This is a genomic window from Cryptosporangium sp. NPDC051539 (genome assembly GCF_044454545.1).
GTDB lineage: Bacteria > Actinomycetota > Actinomycetes > Mycobacteriales > Cryptosporangiaceae > Cryptosporangium.
On the sequence record NZ_JBITDV010000001.1, the window covers coordinates 339,234 to 361,425 of the forward strand.

General features: G+C 72.5%; 23 protein-coding genes. 13 read left to right on the top strand and 10 right to left on the bottom strand.

The window, feature by feature from the left end:
* Positions 1-53 precede the first annotated feature (53 nt).
* The 4 genes from ACIBZJ_RS01640 (at position 54) to ACIBZJ_RS01655 (ending at position 3,178) form a co-directional block, all read left to right on the top strand.
* Positions 54-902 carry a DUF4097 family beta strand repeat-containing protein gene (locus ACIBZJ_RS01640; protein WP_395924321.1) on the top strand — a complete coding sequence of 283 codons (849 nt, stop codon included), beginning with the start codon at positions 54-56 and terminating at the stop codon, positions 900-902.
* Positions 899-1,831: an ATP-binding cassette domain-containing protein gene (locus tag ACIBZJ_RS01645; RefSeq protein WP_395924323.1), complete on the top strand. Its 933-nt coding sequence runs from the start codon at positions 899-901 to the stop codon at positions 1,829-1,831. The genes ACIBZJ_RS01640 and ACIBZJ_RS01645 overlap by 4 nt, the downstream gene beginning before the upstream one ends.
* Complete coding sequence (locus ACIBZJ_RS01650; protein WP_395924325.1) at positions 1,828-2,622, top strand: ABC transporter permease; 795 nt, start codon at positions 1,828-1,830, stop codon at positions 2,620-2,622. Before ACIBZJ_RS01645 ends, ACIBZJ_RS01650 begins: the two co-directional genes overlap by 4 nt.
* Positions 2,623-2,956: 334 nt before the next feature.
* Positions 2,957-3,178, top strand: a complete 222-nt coding sequence (locus ACIBZJ_RS01655; RefSeq protein ID WP_395924327.1) for a hypothetical protein — start codon at positions 2,957-2,959, stop codon at positions 3,176-3,178.
* A gap of 122 nt (positions 3,179-3,300) precedes the next feature.
* On the opposite strand, the gene ACIBZJ_RS01660 is transcribed toward ACIBZJ_RS01655, so the two are convergent.
* Positions 3,301-3,699 (bottom strand): MmcQ/YjbR family DNA-binding protein, encoded by a 399-nt coding sequence (locus ACIBZJ_RS01660; protein WP_395924329.1) that lies wholly within the window; start codon positions 3,697-3,699, stop codon positions 3,301-3,303.
* A 50-nt stretch (positions 3,700-3,749) separates the two neighbouring features.
* Complete coding sequence (locus ACIBZJ_RS01665; protein WP_395924331.1) at positions 3,750-4,109, bottom strand: recombinase family protein; 360 nt, start codon at positions 4,107-4,109, stop codon at positions 3,750-3,752.
* Positions 4,110-4,259: 150 nt separating this feature from the next.
* On the opposite strand from ACIBZJ_RS01665, the gene ACIBZJ_RS01670 reads away from it, so the two are divergent.
* The 3 genes from ACIBZJ_RS01670 to ACIBZJ_RS01680 all read left to right on the top strand — a co-directional run bounded on the left by ACIBZJ_RS01670 (position 4,260) and on the right by ACIBZJ_RS01680 (position 5,955).
* Positions 4,260-4,514 carry a hypothetical protein gene (locus ACIBZJ_RS01670; protein WP_395924333.1) on the top strand — a complete coding sequence of 85 codons (255 nt, stop codon included), beginning with the start codon at positions 4,260-4,262 and terminating at the stop codon, positions 4,512-4,514.
* Positions 4,511-4,951 carry a hypothetical protein gene (locus ACIBZJ_RS01675; RefSeq protein WP_395924335.1) on the top strand — a complete coding sequence of 147 codons (441 nt, stop codon included), beginning with the start codon at positions 4,511-4,513 and terminating at the stop codon, positions 4,949-4,951. The genes ACIBZJ_RS01670 and ACIBZJ_RS01675 overlap by 4 nt, the downstream gene beginning before the upstream one ends.
* A gap of 170 nt (positions 4,952-5,121) precedes the next feature.
* Entirely contained in the window at positions 5,122-5,955 is an 834-nt protein-coding gene (locus ACIBZJ_RS01680) for a DMT family transporter (protein ID WP_395925972.1), read from the top strand.
* A 54-nt stretch (positions 5,956-6,009) separates the two neighbouring features.
* Here ACIBZJ_RS01680 and ACIBZJ_RS01685 read toward each other — a convergent pair whose 3' ends face one another.
* The 3 genes from ACIBZJ_RS01685 to ACIBZJ_RS01695 form a co-directional block, all read right to left on the bottom strand.
* A complete protein-coding gene (locus tag ACIBZJ_RS01685) occupies positions 6,010-6,462 on the bottom strand; it encodes a hypothetical protein (RefSeq protein WP_395924337.1) in 453 nt (150 codons plus the stop codon).
* Between the two features lie 255 nt (positions 6,463-6,717).
* On the bottom strand, positions 6,718-7,257 hold the full coding sequence (locus ACIBZJ_RS01690) for a hypothetical protein (protein WP_395924339.1): 540 nt from the start codon (positions 7,255-7,257) through the stop codon (positions 6,718-6,720).
* A gap of 432 nt (positions 7,258-7,689) precedes the next feature.
* A complete protein-coding gene (locus ACIBZJ_RS01695; RefSeq protein WP_395924341.1) occupies positions 7,690-8,754 on the bottom strand; it encodes an LCP family protein in 1,065 nt (354 codons plus the stop codon).
* A 447-nt stretch (positions 8,755-9,201) separates the two neighbouring features.
* Here ACIBZJ_RS01695 and ACIBZJ_RS01700 point away from each other — a divergent pair, with 447 nt between their 5' ends.
* Complete coding sequence (locus tag ACIBZJ_RS01700) at positions 9,202-9,984, top strand: SDR family oxidoreductase (RefSeq protein WP_395924343.1); 783 nt, start codon at positions 9,202-9,204, stop codon at positions 9,982-9,984.
* 13 nt (positions 9,985-9,997) lie between these two features.
* On the opposite strand, the gene ACIBZJ_RS01705 is transcribed toward ACIBZJ_RS01700, so the two are convergent.
* The gene (locus tag ACIBZJ_RS01705; protein ID WP_395924345.1) at positions 9,998-10,762 is read right to left on the bottom strand and encodes a TetR/AcrR family transcriptional regulator; all 765 of its coding nucleotides are present in this window, start codon (positions 10,760-10,762) and stop codon (positions 9,998-10,000) included.
* A 106-nt stretch (positions 10,763-10,868) separates the two neighbouring features.
* Here ACIBZJ_RS01705 and ACIBZJ_RS01710 point away from each other — a divergent pair, with 106 nt between their 5' ends.
* Positions 10,869-12,386: an MDR family MFS transporter gene (locus ACIBZJ_RS01710; RefSeq protein WP_395924347.1), complete on the top strand. Its 1,518-nt coding sequence runs from the start codon at positions 10,869-10,871 to the stop codon at positions 12,384-12,386.
* Here ACIBZJ_RS01710 and ACIBZJ_RS01715 read toward each other — a convergent pair.
* From ACIBZJ_RS01715 to ACIBZJ_RS01730, 4 genes are read right to left on the bottom strand one after another with little or no spacing between them, the layout of a single operon-like run.
* On the bottom strand, positions 12,316-13,146 hold the full coding sequence (locus ACIBZJ_RS01715; protein WP_395924349.1) for an alpha/beta fold hydrolase: 831 nt from the start codon (positions 13,144-13,146) through the stop codon (positions 12,316-12,318). The two genes, ACIBZJ_RS01710 and ACIBZJ_RS01715, sit on opposite strands and share 71 nt — an antisense overlap.
* On the bottom strand, positions 13,118-15,103 hold the full coding sequence (locus tag ACIBZJ_RS01720; RefSeq protein ID WP_395924351.1) for a cytochrome c oxidase assembly protein: 1,986 nt from the start codon (positions 15,101-15,103) through the stop codon (positions 13,118-13,120). The genes ACIBZJ_RS01715 and ACIBZJ_RS01720 overlap by 29 nt, the downstream gene beginning before the upstream one ends.
* Positions 15,104-15,129: 26 nt before the next feature.
* Entirely contained in the window at positions 15,130-18,114 is a 2,985-nt protein-coding gene (locus ACIBZJ_RS01725; protein ID WP_395924353.1) for an AAA family ATPase, read from the bottom strand.
* A gap of 46 nt (positions 18,115-18,160) precedes the next feature.
* A complete protein-coding gene (locus ACIBZJ_RS01730; protein WP_395924355.1) occupies positions 18,161-18,322 on the bottom strand; it encodes a hypothetical protein in 162 nt (53 codons plus the stop codon).
* A gap of 133 nt (positions 18,323-18,455) precedes the next feature.
* On the opposite strand from ACIBZJ_RS01730, the gene ACIBZJ_RS01735 reads away from it, so the two are divergent.
* From ACIBZJ_RS01735 to ACIBZJ_RS01750, 4 genes are all read left to right on the top strand, one after another.
* A complete protein-coding gene (locus tag ACIBZJ_RS01735) occupies positions 18,456-18,644 on the top strand; it encodes an isochorismatase family protein (protein WP_395924357.1) in 189 nt (62 codons plus the stop codon).
* 72 nt (positions 18,645-18,716) lie between these two features.
* Entirely contained in the window at positions 18,717-19,976 is a 1,260-nt protein-coding gene (locus ACIBZJ_RS01740) for a cytochrome P450 (protein ID WP_395924359.1), read from the top strand.
* Positions 19,977-20,079: 103 nt separating this feature from the next.
* A complete protein-coding gene (locus tag ACIBZJ_RS01745) occupies positions 20,080-20,418 on the top strand; it encodes an Imm51 family immunity protein (protein WP_395924361.1) in 339 nt (112 codons plus the stop codon).
* 125 nt (positions 20,419-20,543) lie between these two features.
* Positions 20,544-22,151, top strand: coding sequence for a RecQ family ATP-dependent DNA helicase (locus ACIBZJ_RS01750; RefSeq protein ID WP_395925974.1), 1,608 nt, complete (start codon positions 20,544-20,546; stop codon positions 22,149-22,151).
* Positions 22,152-22,192: the final 41 nt, after the last annotated feature.

Here is a 22,192-nt window from a genome sequence, read left to right on the forward strand (position 1 = left end):
CAGCCTCACCCCACCCCGGCTTCACCCCACCCCGTCCGGAGGTCAGCTCCGCCATGCCCATTTTCGACACCCCCGAGCCCATCACCGCCGTCTTCGACGCGGAATGCCTGAACCTGCGGATCGTCGCGAGCGACCGCACCGACACCGTCGTCACGGTCGCCCCCACCGACCCCGCCAACAGCCGCGACATCCGCGTCGCCGACCAAGCCACGGTCAGCTACGCCGCCGGCCGCCTCACCGTGCGCGCCCCCAAAAGCTGGAGCCTGTTCACCCGCCCCGGCACCGCCGCGATCACCGTCGAACTACCCACCCGATCCGACGTCCGCGCCGACGCCTCGATCGCCGACTTCTCCTGCACCGGCCCCCTCGGCACCGTCACACTCGCCACCTCCGTCGGCAGCATCCGCGTCGACGACGCCACCGACGTCCACCTCAAAACCGACCACGGCGACATCCACGTCGGCCACGTCACCGGCTACGCCGACATCTCCGGCTCCGGCCGCGTCGACGCACTCGACCTCGCCGCCGACGCCCACATCCGCAACCTCAACGGCGACAACCGCATCGAAGAAATCGGCGGCGACCTGCGCACCAGCACCGCCAACGGCCGCATCCGCGTCGGCACCGCCCACGCCGACGTCGACGCCAAATCCGCCAACGGCTCCATCCGCATCGACGAAGTCACCCGCGGACACGTCACCGCGAAAACCGCCGCCGGCGACATCGAAATCGGCGTCGCACCCTCCACCGCCGCCTGGCTCGACCTCCACACCCAACTCGGCTCGGTCCGCAACGGCCTCGACGCCACCAGCGGACCCGGCGACGCCACCCACACCGTCGAAGTCCGCGCCCGCACCCCCCTCGGCGACATCACCATCACCCGCGCCCAGGCCCGCTCATGATCACCGCCACCGGCCTCACCAAAAAATACGGCGACCACACCGTCCTCGACGACCTCCACCTCACCGTCGAAGCCGGCACCGTGTTCGGGCTACTCGGCCCCAACGGCGCCGGAAAAACCACCACCGTCCGGATCCTCTCCACCCTCCTCCCGGCCGACACCGGAACCGCGACCGTCGGCGGCCACGACGTCGCCACCGACCCCGGCGGCGTCCGCCGCCTGATCGGAGTCACCGGCCAATTCGCCGCCGTCGACGCACTCCTCACCGCCGAAGAAAACCTCCGCCTGATGGCCGACCTGCACCACCTCGGCCGCCGCGAAAGCCGCGCCCGCATCGCCGCACTCCTCGAACGCTTCGACCTCGCCGACGCCGCCCGCAAAGCCTCCGCCCAACTCTCCGGCGGAATGCGCCGCAAACTCGACCTGGCAATGACCCTCGTCGGCAACCCCTCGGTGATCTTCCTCGACGAACCCACCACCGGCCTCGACCCCCGCAGCCGCCGCACGATGTGGGACATCATCCGCGGCCTCGTCGCCGACCACGGCGTCACGATCTTCCTCACCACCCAATACCTCGAAGAAGCCGACGAACTCGCCCACCGCATCGCGGTCCTCGACCACGGCCGCCTCGTCGCCGAAGGCACCCCCGCGCAACTCAAACGCCGCATCGACGGGGGACACGTCGAACTGCGCTTCCCCGACGCCGCCACCCTGCGCACCGCAACCACCCACTTCGCCGGAGTCCACCCCGACCCCGACACCCTCACACTGCGCGTCCCCAGCGACGGCAGCGTCGCCGAACTACGCCGCCTGCTCGACACCCTCGACGCCGCCGGCATCGAACCCACCGAACTCGCCGTCCACACCCCCGACCTCGACGACGTGTTCCTCGCCCTCACCGGCCCCACCGACCACGGAGCACCCCGATGACCTTCGTCCTGGCCGACTCCGCGACTATGCTGCGCCGCAACCTGCTGCACGCCCGCCGCTACCCGTCGCTCACGATCAGCGGCCTGCTCCTCCCACTGATCTTCCTGCTCCTGTTCAACTACGTCTTCGGCCGGACACTCGGCGACGGTCTCGCCGCCGGCAACAACGACGTCACCAGCGCCACCCGGCCCTACATCGACTACCTGACCCCCGGCATCGTGCTCATGGCCGCCCTCTCCGGCGCCGTCAGCACCGCCATCAGCCTCAGCATGGACGTCACCGAAGGCATCGTCGACCGGTTCCGCTCGATGGCCATCTCCCGCACCGCATTCCTCACCGGACACGTCCTCGGCAACGTCCTGCAAACCATGGCCGCCGTCGTACTCGTCACCGTCGTCGCACTCGCGATCGGATTCCGGCCCGACGCCGGCCCCGTCGAGTGGCTCGCCGCCTTCGCACTCCTGACACTCCTCGTCCTGGCCTTCACCTGGCTCGCCGCCGCCATGGGACTCATCGCCCCCAACCCCGAATCCGCCAGCAACCTGCCGCTGCCGCTCACCTTCCTGCCCCTGCTCGGATCAGCGATCGTCCCGACGGACTCGATGCCGACCGGCCTGCGCTGGTTCGCCGAATACCAGCCCTTCACACCACTCACCGAAACCCTGCGCGGCCTCCTCCTCGGCACCCCGATCGGCACCAGCGCCTGGACCGCGACCGCCTGGTGCATCGCGATCGCGACCGGCGGCTACGCCTGGTCGGTCACCGCCTACCGCCGCCGCGCCACTACGTGAGCCCCCCGGCCCCGTCCAACGCACGAGACCCGATCCGGTTCGCCGCCGTGAACTCCGAATGCGACCGATACACCCACCATCGCCCTGCCGCCGCGCCACCCGGGGTCTCAGGAGTTTCCGGCGAAAAACAACCCGTTCCGTGTTCCATCACGCCACCGTCTCGGCCCGGCCAGCGCTGCGGGCGTGCCGGTGTGCCCGCACCCGACACGCGGTCGAACAGTAGGTTCGGCGCCGTCCGGTGGATGGCTGCCGGATGACTCGACCGCAATCCGGTCCTGGTGCCAGGTGCCGCCACTCACTGGCGCGGGCGGGACGGATACGAGAAACCGTCCCGATGCCCGCTGAGTACACCCAGGGTGACCAGTTCCGCGGTGCCCGCATCCACCTGTGCGACCTCTCCGGCCTCGAGATTCGCGATTGCGACGTCACCGGCCTGAAGATCGTGGACTGCTATGGGGGCAACGTCTCCCTCGGCGGCTTCGAGCGTGAGGCCGAGCATCACCGGTACGCGGTGCGCGACCCCACCGTGCTCCAGGCCGGTGCCCGAACCGAGTGACGGCGCGTCCCGGCAATGGACGGCGATCTCGCGGTGGACCTGCGAACCAGACGGCCCGTGAATACGAATGTTTCTCAGCACCGAACCTGGATAAGCGGACACGTGGGAAGGTACACGGCGGTTCATCCACCTGCCTTCAGCCCGAACGCGAGGCGGCGGGGCGCCTGCACTCGATAGCTGTCCGTCACCAACTCGGCAACCTCGACCCAGTCCGTCTCGTCGTCCAGCACCACTCCCACGACATTCACACCCCAGTCGGCCCGGAAGAACGGAGGGCCGACATGCGCCAGCGCGGCCAACTCCCCGGGCGGCGCCCGGAAGGTCATCAGGACGGCCGGATCGTCCGTATCGATGTACGCCGACCGCCTCCCGTCGGTGGAGTAGACGTGCAGGAACGTCCGCCGGCGAATCCGCCACCGCAGGCCGATCCACGCCGGCTCCTCGTACGCCTCGGGCAGCTCCCCGCAGATCACCCGGAGCCGGCCCACAACAGCGGGTGGAACGTCCACGATGTCGCTCATCTGCACCTCCCGCGCCCATCCTGCCCGCCGGGTAGGACACTCGACTAGCGTCAGGTGGATGGCGCGCACGTCGGTGCCGGCGAACGCGCCGTGGAAGCCGGCGATGCGGGTGTCGATGCCCTGCTGCAACACGCACAGCCCGACCCCGCGGTCCTGCAGCTCCACGGCGAGGGCGGCCAGGTGATGACCGATCGGCCGAGCCGATCGAGGCGGGTGATCACCAGCACGTCGTTCTCGCGCAGGTGCCGCATGGCGGCGTCCAGCTCCGGGCGGGAGGCGAGCTTGCCGGAAGCCTTGTCGATGAACAGCTCGGTGCAGCCGGCCGTGGTGAGCAGGTCGCGTTGGGCGTTGGGGTTCTGGTCGCGCTTGGACACGCGGCCATATCCGATCGTGACCTTGATTGCGGACACCGCCGCCGGATCCTCAGACCCGTCGCAAGACCCCTCCACCGGCCCGGCACACCCCCCACCCGAGACGACGACGCCCACTCCACGCCACCCGGTTGCACCCCACCGCCAACCCCTACGCATCCCGAGTACGCCTGCCCTAAACTCCCCCGTGTGACCAAGCGGATCACCATCAGCGTCCCCGACGACGTCGCCGCCCACCTCGAAGGCGTCGGCCCCCGGCACATCTCCGGCTACGTCACCGACGCCATCCGCCACCACGTCCGCCGCGAAGAACAACTCCGCCAGCTCGACGAAGCCTTCGCCGCCACCAGCGCCCCCGAACCACCCGACCGCGAACGCGCCGAACGCTTCCTCGACCACGTCGCCACCTGGCAACACAACCACCGGCTCGGCTCCGACGCGTGACCACCACCCGCGCCCCCAGCCAAGTCGGACTCGTCTTCGACCACCACCCCCTCACCGCCTACGCCACCAGCAAAAACCTCATCGCCCCCTCACTCGTCGCCTCCGTCCTCGAACGCCGCCAACGCATCGCCGTCTCACCCCTCGTCCTCGCCGAGGCCTACTGCTCCTTAGACCCCGAAGAAGCCGACGTCCTCGACCTCCTCACCGGAGGAGCACTCGCCGGCGCCCTCATCGTCGAACCCTTCGACGGCGACACCGCCCGGCTCCTCGGACGCGACTCCTCACCCACCCTCACCGCCGGCGGCGGACACCGCCCCACCCTCGCCACCCTCCACACCGCACAACTCGCCGTCCGTCACGCCGCCGGCGTCGTCACCGGCGACCCCGCACCCCTACGCAAACTCCTCGGCCCCGACTGGCCCGTCCTCTTCGTCTGACACACACCCGCAGCCGACTGCCAGACCGTCACCCTTCGACCCGGCCCGAACCAACCCCGGCCTACCGTCGACCCGTGACCACGACCGGCAACAACAGCCAGCCGACCCACAGCCCGGCACCCACGGCGACCCCCACCGACCCCACCCAGCGCCTACGCACCCTCGGCGCCATCAGCTTCACCGTCCTCGCCTGGGCCTCCGCCTTCCTCGGCATCCGCTACGCCGGCCACCACTACACCGCCGGACCCCTCGCCTTCGGCCGCCTCACCACCGGCACCCTCGCCCTCGGCGCCGCCCTCCTCGCCACCCGCACCTGGGTCACCCCCACCCGCCGCGAATGGCTACTCATCGCCCTCTGCGGCATCGCCTGGTTCGGCATCTACAACGTCGCCCTCAACGACGCCGAACGCCGCGTCGACGCCGGCACCGCCGCCATGCTCGTCAACCTCGGCCCCATCCTCATCGCCCTCTTCGCCGGACTCCTCCTCCGCGAAGGCTTCCCCCGCTGGCTCCTCATCGGCGCCGCCGTCGCCTTCACCGGCGTCATCCTCATCGGCATCCCCTCCGCCCGCCAAGGACACTCCGACGCCACCGGCGTCCTCCTGCTCCTCGTCGCCGCCCTCACCTACGCCATCGGCGTCCTCGCCCAGAAACCCACCCTCCGGCGCCTCCCCGGCCTCCAGGTCACCTGGCTCGCCTGCACCATCGGGACGCTCACCACCGCACCGTTCGCACCCGGCTTCGCCCACGAACTCACCCGCGCACCGGCCGGATCCACCGCGGCACTCCTGTACCTCGGACTCGTCCCGACCGCCGCCGCGTTCGGCACCTGGGCCTACGCACTCGCACGCACCGACGCCGGACGACTCGGCATCACCACCTACGCCGTGCCCCCGCTGGCCGTCCTCGGCGGCTGGGCCCTGCTGGGCGAAACCCCCGCCGCGCTGGCCCTCGCCGGCGGCGCCCTCTGCCTCACCGGAGTAGCCCTGTCCCGCCGCCGCTGACCCCTGGGGGTCCCAAAAAACGGGCCTCCACTGAGACGAACCGGGGAAGGAAACTCAGTGCACGCCCCAGGTCTGCGTGTTGCGGTCCTGCGCGAGCTCGATCCCGGTCACGTTGGCACCGAGATGGGTGTGATCGGAGAACAGCAGGTCGAGGTGAAAGTTGAACCGCCACGTGTCATGACCGTTGGGGCTGATGGTGACCTGGGTCGCCGCGCCGCTGCGCAGGGCATCCCACGTGCTGGGGTGCATGATCACCAGGTTGATGGGCCCGCTGTCGCTGTTGTCGCGGAACTGCCCGAAGTCGTTGTCAATCGCCGCTACCTCGGTCTGGTCGCGATCCCGGATGACCACGCTGACGTGCGTGTCGTGGTCCTTGTCCTCGTTGTTGGTGTGGAAGCTGACAGTCGCCTGTACCAGGGTGGCGCCTGGCGCGGCCTGGGCGGACGCCGGTACCCCGGCGACGACCACGGCCGAGCTGATGACCCCGCCGACCAGCAGCAACCGCATTGCTCGCATGCTCTCTCCTCGACAGACCGAACTGAGACCAGCTCGCTATGGCGACAACACTCACTACCGTCCCGAACGCATGTTGTAGTCCCTCGATGAGGGCGCCCAGATCCAGACCGGCACGTCCGTTGACCTTGGCGTCGAACGGTCCTGGACCTGCCGTCACGACCAGCCCGAGCGCCAGCGCACCCACGGCACGTTTTCCGACCGCGTGATTCCGCTTCTCCTTGCACTCCCGGCGATCGGGCCGGCCCGCTAGGCGGGGCCGCCGCATCCAAGATCGACGGTGGTGACCGGCTGACCGGCGGGCGTGGTCACAGCGATGGACCCGCAGATCGGGTGACCGGCCATGCCGCGCAGCAGATAGGTCCAGGCCAGCCCGTTGCCGACATAGAGCGACGACAGACCGATGATCGGGCCTGTCAGGTCGCCGGGCCGGATCGACGGGTGCACGTAGTAACGGCTGCCGCGGTGAAGGACCGTGAGGAAGTAACCCTGACAGCTGGGCGAATAGAACAGGTACGCGTCGCCGATCCCCGCACCCGTCGCTGGATCGGTCAGGTGCAGATGACCCTCGTCGGTGATCACCGAGGTGTTGAAACCGACCGAGTCCAGGGCGCAGCCGTTCTGGTACGGGTCCCCGCCGATCACCGGGGTGCCGACGATCGCGGCGGCTGGTGGCGCGGAACTCAGCGACACGATCGTCGCGGCCGCGAGAACGACTCCAATAATAGAACCACGAAGCCTCATGAACCCTCCATTCGACCTTTTTCGGTTCATATCGAACCACAACACCGCTGTTCCCACGCACCGGATCTGCCCCGGCCGTACCGGGGCGCCGGCAAGAGCGCTGCCACCACCGGCAAACGGTGAGGTGAGGCCGCGGCCCTCGCCGGCGGCCTCACCATCCGAGGCATCTGATCGTGGTCGGGGAGATCGAGGTGAAAAACGCGTGCGGCCCGACCTGCCGGACCGCGTCGTCCGGGTGCTCGCTTAGATGCGACGGGGCTTCTACCGCGGCCCGGGAACGCCAGGTTGCCCGGCACCGGCTTGATCAGCGACGACGAGCGCGTCGTCAAGAAGATTTGTCTGCCGGCGTTTGTTCGTGTGTACGTCGTGGTCGATCGTCCAGACGTAGGGGCTTGTTATTTTGTTGTAGTTCCCGGGCTAAAGACCGGTGGCCCGGACTCCCTGACGGGAACGGGCCACCGGGGTGAGGTGTACCGGTCAGGTCGCGGAGACCCACGTGGGGTTGGCCGCGACGAACTGATCGACCGTGTCGTTCTTGATCGCCTGCAGCATCTCGAGGCTCGTGTCGCTGAGCTTCTCGTACCAGATGCCGTCGACGGTCTCGGCGTTGAACTTGCCGCCGTTGGTCTTGATCATCGTGAGCTGCTCGGGCTTGATGCCCTTGAGCGTGAACACCCAGTCGGTGATCGACACGTTGTTGTTGTAGAACGTGACCGCTCCCCCGAGGGAGTCGAGGACCTTGCTCACCGTCACCGGGTTCGTGATGACCCCGGACGACGTGGCCTTCTGCATGATCGCCTTGATCAGCTGCTGCTGGTGACGCTGGCGGCCGTAGTCGCCGTCGTTGTCGGCGAGCAGGTCGCGCTGGCGGGCGTAGTCGAGGGCCTGCCAGTTCGTGAAGTTCCGGCAGCCGGGGTAGTACACCTGCGGCCGCACACCCGGGCGCCGGCCGGCCGGGGTGCCGTCGGGGTTGATGTAGTACGGCGCGGCGCGCTTGCCGGTCTGCTTGTCCCACCCGATGTGAATCGACGTGACCTTCTCGTCGACACACATGCGGACGCCCTTGAGCGCGGTGACCACCGACTCGAGCCCGGCGAAGTTCACGATCGCGGCGCCGTCGATCTTCATGCCGCCCATCAGGTCGCTGACCGTGTTGGCCAGGAGCTCGAGACCCTTGGTGCGGCCCCCCTTGTCGCGGAAGCCGAACTGGAACGCGGCGTTGATCTTGTCGCGCCCGCCGGGGTACTGCGTGTCCGGGAACGGGGGGATCTTGACCAGGCTGTCACGCGGGATCGACGCCAGATACGCGTGGTCGTGGGCCGCGTTGATGTGCGCGATGATGATCGAGTCGGCCCGGACACCGGCGGTCGGGTCGGTGGACCGCTCGTCGATGCCGACCAGCAGCAGGTTGATCGGGCCGTCGATCGACTTGCCGGTGTCGGCCGCGTCGCCGAGACCGCCGTCGTGCGTGATCTTGCCCGCGTAGTGGTTCACCGCGGCCGGAATGCCGACGCCCACGCCGACCGAGAGGACGACGAGCACGGCGCCGAACGCGACCGCGAGCCAGGCCCAGCGCGGGCCACCCTTCCAGGTGCCGGGCCGGCGCGGCGGGCCACCCGGGCCGGTGGGCCCACCGGGAGCGGGACCGGGACTACTGGGGACCGGACCGGGGCTGCCGGTGCGCTCCGGCGAGCCGAGGCTAGTCAGCCCGACCTGCCCGGTCAGCGCGATTCACGCGGCCTGCCCGGTGACTGCGACCCGCCCGGATGTCGCGCCGACGCATCAACAACCTCATCTCTCTGGCCGTTATCCGCACACTCTATTGCCCCGGTGCCATCGCGTCGGTAGCCGGGGAAACACTCGTTCAATCCGTAACGCGTTCCCCCGGTGAGGGGTTCGGTGGCAGTCGTCCGGGGTCCGACGTATGGGCTTGTTATTTTGGTCGTGCTAGCGTCGGTAGTCCTCCGCTGCTCCGGATCGAGGGTCGAGATGCCGAGTGATTCCGAGTCCGGCGCCGGGCCGGCGGGCGTCGCGGTCGTCACCGGTGGCGGCAGCGGGATCGGCCGCGCGGCCGGTATCGCGCTGGCCGCCGCCGGTTTCCGCGTGACGTTCGCGGGCCGCACCGAGGCCACCGTCGCCGAGTCCGCCGCGCTGGCCACCGCGGCCGGCCCGTCGGCCGCCACGGCCGCGGTGGCCGACGTGACCGATCGGGCCGCGGTCGACGCGCTGTTCGGCGCGGTGGTCGCCGCGCACGGCCGGATCGATCTGCTGGTCAACAGCGCCGGGGTGTTCAGCGCCGGCCACCCCGTCGCCGACACGACCGACGACGACTGGGACGCGTCGCTGGCCGTCAACGTGACCGGGAGCTTCTCCGCCGCCCGGGCCGCGTTCCGGGTGATGTCGGCGCAGGAGCCCCGCGGCGGCCGGATCCTCAACCTCGGGTCGGTCTCGGCCCAGGTCCCCCGCCCGCACGCGACCCCGTACACGGTGTCCAAGCACGCGATCACCGGCCTCACCCGCGCGCTCGCGCTCGAAGGCCGCGACCTCGGCATCGCCGTGGGGCAGCTCGACGTCGGCAACGCGGCCACCGCGATGACGCAGGGGCTGCAGGTCGGCGCGCTCCAGCCCGACGGCTCGCGCCGGGCCGAACCCGCGTTCGACGTCACCCACGTCGCCGACACGATCGTGTTCCTCGCGCGCCTCCCGCTCACGGTCAACGTCCCGTTCCTGACCGTGATGGCCACCGGCATGCCGCTGCTCGGGCGCGGCTGACCGGAGGCGCCGCTCAGCGGGCCAGACCGGCCTCGATGCCGTCGAGCAGCCAGCGCAGGCCCTGGGCGAACGTGTCGGCGCTCAGGGCCCGGGCCTCGACCGCGGCCCGCAGGTGCGGGAACTCGCCGCCCTCGAGCAGGGCCCGGTAGAACGGGTGGCCCAGCGTGCGGGCGTGGGCCGCCGGGGGCGCCACCGCCGTCCGCGTGACGTACCCGAGCACGTAGTCGTCGACGGCCACCAGGATTTCGAGCCGGCGGGCCGGGGGCAGTCCCAGCGGGTCCGTCGCGCGGAACGACTGCTCGAGGTGGCGCAGCCCGTTCGGGCCGCCGAACCGGCGGCCCTCGGCCATCAGCGGCACCAGCCACGGGTGACGGGTGATCTGGTCGCGGGTCGACTCCGCGATCCCGGTCAGGGCCTCGCGCCAGTCGTCCGGAAAAGGTTCCGGGAGCACGGTCTCGGCGGCGGCCGCGTCGCCCATCAGGTCGAACAGGTCGTCCTTGCTGCCGAGGTAGGTGTAGAGGCTCATCGCGCGGGCGCCGAGTTCGGCCGCGACGCGGCGGATCGACACCGCGGCCAGCCCTTCGCGGTCGGCCAGCGCGGTGGCGGCGGCGACGATCGCCGCGCGGCTCAGCGTCGAACGCCGCCGGGTCTCCGGCCGGGCCCAGATCGGCTCCCGGGTCCCCGGCTCCTGGGGCTCGAATTCCTGGGGCTCCGGTTCCGGCGCCTCGGACTCCTGGGCGTCTTCCGGGGCGTCCTCGGCGAGGTCGGCGCTGGTCATGGACCCCATCGTAGCCGTACGGCGTACGACTCAGACGCTACGCTGTACGCCACAGCCGCTACGGCGTACGCTCGGCGTACACCGTAGCGGCTCCAGAAAGGTCCTCATGACCACCACCGCGCCACCCCCGCGCCTCGACCCGCAGATCCGCCGCCTCGCGGTGGTCGTGCTCGCGGGCACGATCATGACCGTCCTCGACACGACGATCGTCAACGTCGCGATCAACGACCTCGGCCGCGACCTGCACACCTCGCTCTCCACGATCCAGTGGGTGCTCACCGGGTACACGCTCGCGCTCTCGATGACGATCCCGCTCACCGGCTGGGCCGTCCGCCGCTTCGGCGCGCGCCGGGTCTGGCTGGCCGCGCTCCTCGCGTTCGGCGCCGGCTCGCTGCTCTGCGGCGTCGCCTGGTCGGTCGGCAGCCTGATCGTGTTCCGGATCCTGCAGGGCGCCGGCGGCGGCGCGCTGCTGCCGGTCGGCCAGACGATGCTGGCGCAGGCGGCCGGGCCGGAGCGGATGGGCCGGGTCATGTCGGTCGTCGCGATCCCGGCGATGCTCGCGCCGGTCCTCGGGCCGGTGCTGGGCGGCGTCATTCTCGACCACCTCGCCTGGCGGTGGCTTTTCTTCGTCAATGCGCCGGTCTGTGGGGTTGCCGTCGCTCTCGCGGCCCGGTGGTTGTCGTCGGATCATGGTGGATCAGATGTCCGGGTCCGGTTGGATGTGATCGGTCTCGTGTTGTTCTCCCCGGGGCTCGCCGCCCTGGTCTACGGTCTGTCCGAGGCCGGCAACGGCGCCGGCCTCGCCAGCTCTCGCGTCCTGGCCTGGGTGTCGGCCGGGGTCGTGTTGCTCGTCGCGGGTGTCGTCCACGCGGGGCGGGCGCAGGCGGGTGCGGCGCTGATCGACGTCCGGCTGTTCACCCGCCGCGCGTTCCTGCTGCCGACCGCCGGGGCGTTCTGCTACGGCGTCGGGCTCTTCGGCGTCGTCGTGCTGCTGCCGCTGTACTTCCAGCTGATCCGCGGCGCCGGGTCGCTGGAGGCGGGCCTGCGCCTCGCACCGCTGGGTCTCGGCGCGATGCTGACGATGGTGGTGTCCGGGCGGCTCGCCGACCGGTACGGCGCCCGCTGGATCGCGGCCGGCGGCGTGCTGACCGTGGTCGCCGCGCTCGCGGTCTGCACCGGGGTCACCGGCGGCACGAGCCTGCCGCTGCTGCTCGGCGTCGTCTTCGTGATCGGGCTCGGCCACGGGCTGGTGACGCCGCCCCTGATGGCGGCCGCGTTCCGGGGCCTCGACCGGTCGCAGGCCCCGGCGGCGTCCACCGCGGCCAACGTCGTCCTGCGCGTCGGCACCGCGATCGGGCCGGCCGTACTGGCGGTCGTCCTGCAGAGCGCGATCCGCGAGCGGGTGCCCGGCGCGGCCGGCACGCTGGCCGACGCCGGCCGGGCCGTCGCGTCCGGCGGCGCCGACGCCCTGGCCGGCGCCTTCGGGGAAGGCTTCCGCTGGGCCGCCGCGGCGTTGGTGGCCGCCCTCGTCCTGGTGCTGGCGATTCCGGGGGTCAGGCCAGTACCGCGGCCGGAGCCGGAAGAAGGCGGGCCAGCTGGCCCGCCAGCTGCTCCGGACGCGTGAAGTAGGCGTCGTTGCTGCCGTCGACCCGCAGCACCGACAGGCCCGGTACCTCGGCGGCCAGGCCGGTCAGGGCGGCGGTGACCCACTCCCGGTACGCCAGCCAGACCAGGCCGAGCTCGGTCGGCAGCACCTCGGCGAGGTCGGACTCCCGGCTCAGCACCGCGACCGCCGGGCACCGCACCCCGCGGTACAGCCCGGCGACGTCGAGCGTCTCGACCGCGCGCAGCGCCTGGCGCAGCGTGTCGGGCGCGTCCCGCAGCGCGGCGCCGAGGTACGCCGAGAACGCGGCGATCGACGCAGCCGGATCCGTGCCGGGCGGGAGCGCACCGAGCTGGTCCGGCCGCACCGGGTTGCCGTACCCGTCGATGCTCACCGCGAGGGGGCACTCCGGGTGCCCGGCCGCCCACCGCGCGGCGACCGCCCCGCCCAGGCCGTGCCCGATCACGGCCGGGCGCTCGAGACCGAGCGCCCGCACGACCGCGTCCAGGTCGGCCACGACCGCGTCCCAGGTCCAGTCCCCGGCCCCGGACCGGCCGTGGCCCCGCGGCTCGACCGCCACCGGCCGGTATCCCAGCCCGCGCAGCAGCGTGCCCACCGCGTCCCAGGAATCGGCCGTGGCCCGTGCGGCCGGAAGCAGAACCAGGTCGCCGCCCCAGCCGTCGCCGGACCCGCTCTGCGGGTGACGTCCGAAGTCCCGGACCGAGATGGGCACGCCGGCGGGGACGAGGACGTCAGCGGGCGGCAGCCCCAGCGCGTTCATGATCCCCACTGTCTCGCCCGCGTCGACCGAATATCCGGGCCGCGGCCCGGTCGGCCACGTACACCGCACCCAGCAGTGTGGACACCGCCCACAGCAGGGTCGCGCCCACCACCTGGTCCTGCTGCACGCTCGCGCTCCCCCACGGCCACCGCAGCACCATCACCCGCAGCAGGCCCGTGTACCACTCCGGTGCCACGATCCGGCCGGAGACCGCGAGCAGCACACCCGCCGCCGCCGCCGTGCCCGCGGCCAGCACCACCACCGCCAGCCGGCTCCCCTGGCCGCGGCGCGCCCCCGGCCGCGGGTCCGTCCCGCTCACGAACCACACCACGAGGACGCCACTGAGCAGCAGAACGGCGTCGACCAGCAGTTCGGTGGCGTAGGACCAGCGGGCTTCCTCGAACACGCCGGTGAAGTAGACGCCGAACGGGCCGGCCGCCCACAGCGCGACCACGGTGACCGGTGACGTGAGGTACCGGGCGGTGCGCGAGCGCAGCACGGTGCGCAGCCAGCCGCCCGGGCCGGCGCGCAGCGCCAGGGTCAGGGGCGCGGCCCGGACCAGGAGCAGCGGGGCGGCCACCGCGAGCAGCAGGTGCTGGATCATCGCGACGCTGAAGTACGGCGCCGTGTACCGCGCGACACCGCTGTTCGTCGCGACCAGCACGACCGCCACCCCGGCGAGCCACGCGACGCCGCGCCGGGCCGGCCAGACGACCCCGGCCCGGTGCGCCCGGGTCTCGAGCCGCAGGTACCCGGCGGCCAGGGCGGCGCAGACCACCAGCCAGACGAGATCCAGCCGCCAGCCGGTGGCCAGCTGCCCGAACGAGAGGCTCGCGGGCAGGTCGTACCCGAACATCTGCACGCCGGCCGACTCGTGGTGCGCCGCCCCGGCGCCGGATTCCAGCGGTGCCGGCACCCGCGACAGCGCGACGATCAGCCCGGCGACGGCGCCGAGCAGCACCAGCTCCAGCACGGCGAACCGCAAGAACGGCGCGGTGAGGCCCCGGCCGATCGCCGGGATCGTCTGGGTGCGGTGCCAGTGCCCGATCGCGGCCAGGGCCGCCAGGGCGACGAGTTCGACGGCGACGAGCCGCCCGTAGGCGCTGTCGAGCCCGGTGTCGGACGGGCCCAGCACCAGGACCGCGTGCAGGATCGCGCCTGCGCCCGCGGCGCACACGCAGGCCAGCGCGGCGCGGCCGTACCACCCGGCGGTGCGCTGGAGCGCGTCCCTCCCCGCGGGGCCGGTAGCGGCGGCGCCGTCGGTAGCCGCCCCACGGTCGGTAGCCGCGGCGCGGAGGCGGAGCAGGAGGGCGCCGAGGGCACCGGTCCAGAGGGTCAGCGCGCCGAGGTGGAACAGCAGTGCACCGGCAGCGAGCCTGGTGTCGGCGACCGGCACCTCCTGCGCGACGAACGCCGACGGCGCGATGCCGAGCAGCGCCGCCCCGAGCGTCGCGGTCGGGGCCCGCCGGGCGAGCAGCAGCGCCGCCACCGCCGCACCGGCCGCCACCGCCCGGGCCCGCCCCGGCGGCGTCCCGAACCCCACGCCGCCGAGCGCGCCGGAGGTCAGCACGTCGGTCACCGGCCGCCCGAGCTCGTCCGAGATCGTCAGCAGCCAGGCCACGACGGCCGCGGCCACCCAGACGAGGGCCGCCCGCGCCGCGAACGCCCGGTGCCGCGCGCCGGCCCCGCCCGGCGCAGGGCCGTCGCTCCAGAACGCGGCGGCCAGCGCGTTGCCCGCGACCAGGGCCGCGGCCAGGTCGCCGGTGAGCCGGGCCAGCGGCAGGCCCCACCCGGTGAACGCTCCGGCGTCCGGGAGCCCCGGCACGATCGCCTGGCCGTCGCCGTAGCCGAGCGCGACCGCGGTCGTGCCGAGCGCGACCGCCCCGGCGGCGACCCCGACCACCAGCGTGGCCCGGCCGGGTGGAACCAGATTCTGCAGAGGTGTGGCGTGCCCCATGCCTCTCCTACGCGCCGAAGGAGCGGTCAGTTCACCACGCCGTCGAGCAGGCCGGCCCGGCGGGCGAGCGCCGCCGCCTCGGTGCGCCCGCCGGCCCCGAGCTTCGCCATCAGGTTCGACACGTGCACGCTCACGGTCTTGTCGCTGATGTACAGCGCCCGGCCGATCTGCCGGTTCGTCCTCCCCAGCGCCAGCAACTCCAGAACCTGCTGCTCGCGGGGCGTCAGTTCCGCCTCCCGTCGCTCCGCCGCCGCCCGCGCGGGCACGCGCGCCGGCCCCGCGCCCCGCAGCAGCCCCAGCGCCTCCAGCTCGGCGAGCAACGGCTCGGCCCCGAGCGCCTTCGCGACCGCTCCGGCCGCCTCGGCCTCCCGGTGCGCCCCGGACTGGTCTCCGGTCGCCGACAGGGCCGCCGCGTAGCGCGCCACCGACCGGGCCCGCTCGAACGGGTGCCCGTACCCGAACTCCTCGACCGCGTCGCGCCAGACCGTCACCAGTTCGCCGGCGCCCGGCGCATCGACCCCGGCGGCCCAGCGCAGCCGTGCCCACTCGGCCTCGGCGCGGGCCACCCAGGCATGGCTCTCCGGCCCGCCGAGCCGCCCGCGGCGGCTGCGCGCGGCCGCCGCGTGCTCGCGCACGACGGCGATCAGCGCCGACCCGCGGCCGGCCGCGGCCACCCGCTCGTCTTCCGGGGCACCGGCCACCGACGCGGTCAGCGCCGCCAGCGCGAGCGTGTGCAGGCGGTACCGGGCGTCGAACCACTCCTGCCCCCAGAGCGTGCCGACCGTCTCGACCACGTCGTCGTGCGTGGACAGTGCCCGGGTCACGTCACCGCGCTGCCCGTAGACGTCGATCAGCGCGGCACCGCCGAGGATGCCCATCATCGCGTCCCGTTTCCACCAGGGACGGTTCGCCTTGGCCCGGCGGACCGCGTCGGCCGAGCCCCGGCCGGCGTAGACCGCGAGACTGGCCGCCACCAGCCCGGCCCGGGCCAGCGCCGGGGCGTCGGGGTGCGCGTCGGCCCGGCGCACCGCCTCGTCCCACCGGCCGGTCACGTAGTCGGCCTGCACGAGCATGATGTGCGCGTCGGCGCCGTAGGGCGCCCAGGGCCGCCCGCCGTCGCGTGCGATGGCGGCGACCTCGACGAACGTGTCGCGGGAGTGCTCGAGCTGGCCGCGTTCGTACTGATAGACCGCGAGGCTGTACTTCGAGCGGAGGTTCGCGCGCAGGTCACCGGATTCCCGGGCCCGCGCGATGCTCTCGCGCAGCAGCCGCTCGGCGTCTTCCGGCGCACCGCGCCAGCGTTCGACCCGGCCGCGCGTGGTCACCGCGTCGGCCTCCACGTTGAGCGTGCCGACCTCGACCGCGACCGCCCGGGCCCGGTCGGCGTAGCGGATCGCCTCGTCGGCGGTCTCGTCGTTGCCCGACAGCGCCCGGGCGAGCGCGGCCAGCGCCCGGGCCCGCAACGCGCTGGGCGGCTCCTCCGGCACCGCGTCGAGCGCCTGCCGGGCCAGCGCGACGACGTCGTGCCCGCTGTCGAGCGTGAGCGCGTGGTCGGCGAGTTCGATCAGCAGCGTGGCCCGGACGCCGGCCGGTGCCTCGGCCGGCAGGCGGCCCAGCGCCTCCTCGATCAGGTGCACGGCCCGGAACGGGTTCCCGGCGTGCGACGCCGCCCACGCGGCCTTGCGCGGCAGGTCGGCCACCGTCCGCGGATCGTCGACCAGCGGCTGCAGTTCCTGCGCGGCCTCGTAGAGCCGTAGCGCCTCCCCCGGCGCCGCGATGCGCATGGCCTCGTCGCCGGCGCGGATCCCGGCGTCGAACGCGGTCGGCGGGTCACCGGCCTCGCGGGCGTGGCGGGCCAGGTCGGCGTCGGTGCCCGGCAGCTCCTGCGATGCGATGACCTGCGCGAACTGGGCGTGGTGGCGGCGGCGCTCACCGGGCAGCAGATCGTCGTAGACGGCTTCGGCCAGCAGCGCGTGCCGGAACACGTACCCGTCGGAGCCGGTCCGGTCGAGCACGTAGGCCTCGGCCGCTTCGCGCAGCGCGGCGTCGAGCGCGGCGTCGTCCAGAGCGGCGACGCGGGCCAGCCGGTCGTGGCTGATCTCCCGCCCGGCGACCGCCACCACCTGCAGCACGTGCCGGGTCTGCGGCGAGAGCCGCTCGATCCGGAGCAGCAGCAGGTCGGCGAGGTTGCGCGGCACCCCGGGGGACGGGCCCGCTCCGACCCCGACCTCGGCCAGCAGCTGCTCGGCGAAGAACGCGTTGCCCTGGGCCCGGTCGAGCAGGTCGCTCAGCGCGCGGTCGTCGACGTCGGCGCCGGACCCACCGGCCAGGCCCCGCAGGATCGCCGCGACGTCGGCGCGGCCGAGCGGTTCGAGCGGCACCCGCAGGACTCCGGGCAGCCGGCCCCACTCCAGCGCCACCGACCGCAGCGGATGGCGCCGGTGCAGGTCGTCGGAGCGGTACGAGCCGACCAGGACGACCGGCGCGTCGGGCTCGGCGGCCAACCGGGCCAGCAGGAACCCGAACAGGTCGCGCGTCGCGCCGTCGGCCCAGTGCAGGTCTTCGACGACGAGCAGCACCCGCCGCTGCGCCGAGAGGTCGAGCAGCGCGCCGAGCACGGCCTCGTAGAGATCGGCCGGATCGAGCCGCCCCTCGCTCCGGGCGCCGCCCTCGGACCCGACCAGCCGCCGCTGCGGCAGCAGCCGGGCCAGCGGCGGATACGCCGCGCGGAGCGTGCCGACCGCGTCCGGCTCGTCGCGCGCGAGCCGCCCGAACGCCTCGCTGACCGGCAGGAACGGCACCGCGTCGCCACCGAAGCTGACGCAGTGCCCGACCAGCACCAGCGCGCCGTCGGCGGCGGCCGCGCGGGCGAACTCGCGCAGCAGCCGCGTCTTGCCGATCCCGGCCTCGCCGGAGACCAGCGACGCCGCCGGCGGGCCCGGGGTGAGCAGCCGGCCGAGCGCCGCGAGTTCGTCGTCGCGCCCTACCAGCGGCGTCGGCTCGGTCGTCATGAACCCATTGTGGTCCCCGGGTCCGACAGAATTTCCGGGCACGCGGTCAGGACGGGCGAAGCTTCGAGCGCGCGAACAGCAACGTCGCCAGCCGGGCCCGGTGGCGTCCCGGCCTCTCGCCGGCCTCCCGGCGGGGGGCACCGCGGGAGAGCCGCTCGCGGGTGTAGTCGTACTGGGCCTTCGCGAATTCCTCAGTCAGGGAGAACATGCTCCTACGGTGGGCGTCTGAGGGGGGTCCGGGCATCGCCAGTACTCCCTAGACCGGGCCCCCTTAGACCCGGCGGCGACGCCTTAGCCGCGTCCGGCGCGAACGGGCACCCGCCGATGCCCCCGGCGCTGGGGTGAGCACGAGCGGGTGCGTGCGGGCGACGGCGGTGGACGCGATCTCGTCCGGGTACGTCCCGATCGTGGTGCGGGAGGCGGTGGGCGACCGCGACTCCCGGCCGCACGAGGCGAACCTGGTCGATCCGGCCGCGAAGTACGCCGAGGTCCGGGACGAGGCGACGGTCGTGCGACGGCTCGCGATCTGAAACAAGTTCTCTTTCGGCGGGCGAATGGGCGCTAACATATCGACGCTTCGAATCCGGCTGGCAGGAGCGGCGATGAGCACGGTGAGCGCGCCCCGGCGCGAGTACGACCCGGTCGACATCAGCACGATGGACTTCTGGTCGACCACGGCCGCCGACCGCGAGCGCACGTTCGCGATGTTCCGCGACGAGCGGCCGGTCTCCTGGCACCCGATGCCGGAGAGCGGGCTGATGGACGCGCCCGACGACCCCGGGTTCTGGGCGGTCATGCGCCACTCCGACATCGTGGAGGTCTCGCGCCGCAACGACGTGTTCGTGTCGGGCCGGGGCGTGATGTTCGGCAACGTGCCGGAGGAGTTCCTGGAGGCGTCGCAGTCGTTCCTGGCGATGGACCCACCGCGGCACACGCTGATCCGCAAGCTGGTGTCGGCCGCGTTCACGCCGCGCCAGGTCGCGCGGATCGAGGACCAGATCGCCGCGAACGCCCGGATCGTGGTGCAGGAGCTGGCCGCGACCGGCGGTGGCGTGGACTTCGTCGAGCACTGCTCGACGAAACTGCCGATCCGGACGCTGGCCCAGATGATGGGGATCCCGGAGTCCGGCTGGGACACGGTCGTGACGCACGCGAACACGCTGGTGTCGGTCGCCGACCCGCAGTTCTGCGCCGGGCGCGATCCGCTCGAGCTGCTGGTCGAGGCGTTGTTCGCGCTGCACCAGGAGGCGCAGGAACTCGCCGCGCGGCGGCGGGTCGAACCGGCCGACGACCTGATGACCGCGCTGGTGCAGGCCGAGGTCGACGGCGTCGGGCTCACCGACGCCGAGATCGCGGCGTTCTTCGTGCTGCTGTCGGTGGCCGGGAACGACACGACCCGGCACACCACGTCGCACGCGATGCGGGCGCTGACGCTGTTCCCGGCGCAGCGGGAGTGGCTGAGTGAGGACTTCGACGGGCGGATCGGCACCGCAGTCGAGGAGTTCGTCCGCTGGGCCACGCCGGTGATGACGTTCCGGCGGACCGCGTCGCGGGATTTCGTGCTGCAGGGGAGGGAGATCGCGGCCGGCGACAAGGTCGTGATGTTCTACGCCTCGGGCAACTGGGACACGTCGGTGTTCGCCGATCCCGACCGGTTCGACCTGTCGCGCAAGCCCAACCCGCACGTCGCGTTCGGCGGCGGGGGCGCGCACTACTGCCTCGGGACGAACGTCGCGAAGGTGCAGTTGCGGTGCCTGTTCCGGGAGCTGCTCCAGCAGTTGCCGGACCTGCGGGCGGGCGAGCCCGACTACGTGGCCGGCGCGTTCATCCACGCCGTCCGCCGCATGCCCTGCGACTTCTGAACCCCCCGGCCCCGATCCGGTCGTCGGGCTTGCGTCCACGCGCGTGGAGCAATTCCCGGGGCGCCTGAACACCGGCTGGCGCGCGGATGGAATCCTGTCCCCCGTGAGCGCCACGCGGTTGATCGAAACGACGCCCGGGAACTTCTCGCTCGTGCTCGACGCCGGCTCCACGCCGGCCGACGCGGCGGTGTCCGACGCCGGGCACGAGCCCAACGGGTACTTCTGGGAGGGCGTCGCGGCGTTCCTGGTCGGCACCGAGGCACCCGGTCTCAAGGACCGCTTCGCCTACGACCCCGAGGGCGGTATGTTCTGCGCCTACGGCGCCGACCGCGAGGCCCTGGAAGACCTCGGCATGCTCCTCGACGAGGTCGCCGCCGACCCGGCGCGGATGACCGAGGTCCTCACCAGCGCCGAAGCGAACGGCTTCGAGTTCGACGACTGACCGTGACGACCGACGCGTGTAAGCCGGCATGAAGGTGGGGTATCCGCGCACCCGTGACTGTTGACGACGAGCGGCGCCGCCGCCGGCGGCGCAACCCGCTCACCTGGGCCCGCCGCCGAAGCGACCTGAAGAAGCTCCGGACGATCGCCTCCCAGCTCTACGGCTGGGACGAACTCCGGCCGGTGCAGTCCGAAGCGATGCTCAACCTGGCCAACGGGAGGGACACGCTCGTCGTCGCCCCGACCGGCTCCGGCAAATCCGCGATCTACCAGGTCCCGGCCGTCCTCATCGACGGCCCGACGATCGTCGTCTCGCCGCTGCTCGCGCTCCAGCGCGACCAGATGGAGGCGCTGGCCGCGCACGGCGCCCCGACCGCGGTCGTCGTCAACTCCGACCGGACCGCGGCCGAGAACAAGGCCGCGTTCGCGGCCCTGCGGGACGGCAGCGCCGAGTTCCTGTTCCTCTCTCCCGAGCAGCTGACGAAGACCGACGTCCTGGACGCGCTGAAGGACGCCAAGCCGTCGTTGTTCGTGGTCGACGAGGCGCACTGCGTATCGGCCTGGGGCCACGACTTCCGCCCCGACTACCTCCGGCTCGGCGAGGCGATCGACCACCTCGGTCATCCCACCGTGCTCGCGCTGACCGCGACCGCCGCCCCGCCGGTCCGCGCCGACATCCTCGCGGTGCTCGGCCTCACCGACCCGGCCGAGGTGATCGGCGGCTTCGACCGTCCCAACCTCTGGCTCGAGGTCGCGCGGCAGGTCACCGCCGCGGGCGTCCGCAAAGCAGTGATCGAACGGGTGGTGGCGGAGACGCCGACCGGACTGCTCTACGTGCAGACGCGCCGCGAAGCGACGGACTACGCGGACGCCCTGCGGGAGCTGGACGTTCCGGCGTTCGCGTACCACGCGGGCATGAAGGCCTCGGATCGGGAGGCCGTGCACGACGCGTTCCGCGGGAAGGAACCGGTCGTGGTCGTCGCGACGTCGGCGTTCGGGATGGGGATCGACAAACCCGACGTGCGGTTCGTGATCCACGCCGGGCCGGCCGAGTCGCTCGACTCGTACTACCAGCAGATCGGGCGGGCCGGTCGCGACGGGGAGCAGGCGATCGCGGCGCTGTACTTCCGGCCGGAAGACCTGCACATCCCCCGCTTCTTCACCGGCGGCACGCCCGATGAGGACCTGCTGGTGCGGGTCGGCACCGGGCTCAAACACCACCCCGGGCCGGTCCGGGTCGCGGATCTCTGCGCCGAGCTCGACCTCACGAAGGCGAAGGTCACCCGCGCGGTGAACCTGTTCGCACAGTCCGGTTCGGTCGACGCGACCCCGGACGGGTCGGCGTGGCACGGGCGGCGCACGGTCGGGAAAGCGGTCGGGCTCGCGGTCGAGTGGGCCGCGCAGCGGCGGCGGATCGAGCAGACCCGGGTCGAGATGATGCGCGGATACGCCGACACCGAGGGCTGCCGGCGGCAGTTCCTGCTCGGCTACTTCGGCGAGGACCTGGCCGGGCCGTGCGGCTTCTGCGACACCTGCCGGGACGGCACCGCCGAGGAGAACCCGTCCGGTGAGACCGGGTTCCCGGTGCAGTCGCGGGTGCGCCACACCGAGTGGGGCGAGGGCATCGTGATGCGCGAGGAGGACGACCGGCTGACCGTCCTCTTCGACGAGGAGGGCTACCGGACGCTGTCGCTGAAGGCGATCCGGGAGCACAAGCTGCTCACCCCGCTGTAGGGACGCGGGACGGCCCCGGCTGCCGGGCTCAGGTGGGGCGC

Coding starts and splice junctions, on each gene's coding strand:
- ACIBZJ_RS01705 (WP_395924345.1), bottom strand. CDS start 10,762: ATGACCAGCGCCGACCTCGCCGAGGACGCCCCGGAAGACGCCCAGGAG.
- ACIBZJ_RS01700 (WP_395924343.1), top strand. CDS start 9,202: ATGCCGAGTGATTCCGAGTCCGGCGCCGGGCCGGCGGGCGTCGCGGTC.
- ACIBZJ_RS01710 (WP_395924347.1), top strand. CDS start 10,869: ATGACCACCACCGCGCCACCCCCGCGCCTCGACCCGCAGATCCGCCGC.
- ACIBZJ_RS01730 (WP_395924355.1), bottom strand. CDS start 18,322: ATGTTCTCCCTGACTGAGGAATTCGCGAAGGCCCAGTACGACTACACC.
- ACIBZJ_RS01715 (WP_395924349.1), bottom strand. CDS start 13,146: ATGAACGCGCTGGGGCTGCCGCCCGCTGACGTCCTCGTCCCCGCCGGC.
- ACIBZJ_RS01650 (WP_395924325.1), top strand. CDS start 1,828: ATGACCTTCGTCCTGGCCGACTCCGCGACTATGCTGCGCCGCAACCTG.
- ACIBZJ_RS01685 (WP_395924337.1), bottom strand. CDS start 6,462: ATGCGGTTGCTGCTGGTCGGCGGGGTCATCAGCTCGGCCGTGGTCGTC.
- ACIBZJ_RS01740 (WP_395924359.1), top strand. CDS start 18,717: ATGAGCACGGTGAGCGCGCCCCGGCGCGAGTACGACCCGGTCGACATC.
- ACIBZJ_RS01720 (WP_395924351.1), bottom strand. CDS start 15,103: ATGGGGCACGCCACACCTCTGCAGAATCTGGTTCCACCCGGCCGGGCC.
- ACIBZJ_RS01655 (WP_395924327.1), top strand. CDS start 2,957: ATGCCCGCTGAGTACACCCAGGGTGACCAGTTCCGCGGTGCCCGCATC.
- ACIBZJ_RS01725 (WP_395924353.1), bottom strand. CDS start 18,114: ATGACGACCGAGCCGACGCCGCTGGTAGGGCGCGACGACGAACTCGCG.
- ACIBZJ_RS01660 (WP_395924329.1), bottom strand. CDS start 3,699: ATGAGCGACATCGTGGACGTTCCACCCGCTGTTGTGGGCCGGCTCCGG.
- ACIBZJ_RS01640 (WP_395924321.1), top strand. CDS start 54: ATGCCCATTTTCGACACCCCCGAGCCCATCACCGCCGTCTTCGACGCG.
- ACIBZJ_RS01645 (WP_395924323.1), top strand. CDS start 899: ATGATCACCGCCACCGGCCTCACCAAAAAATACGGCGACCACACCGTC.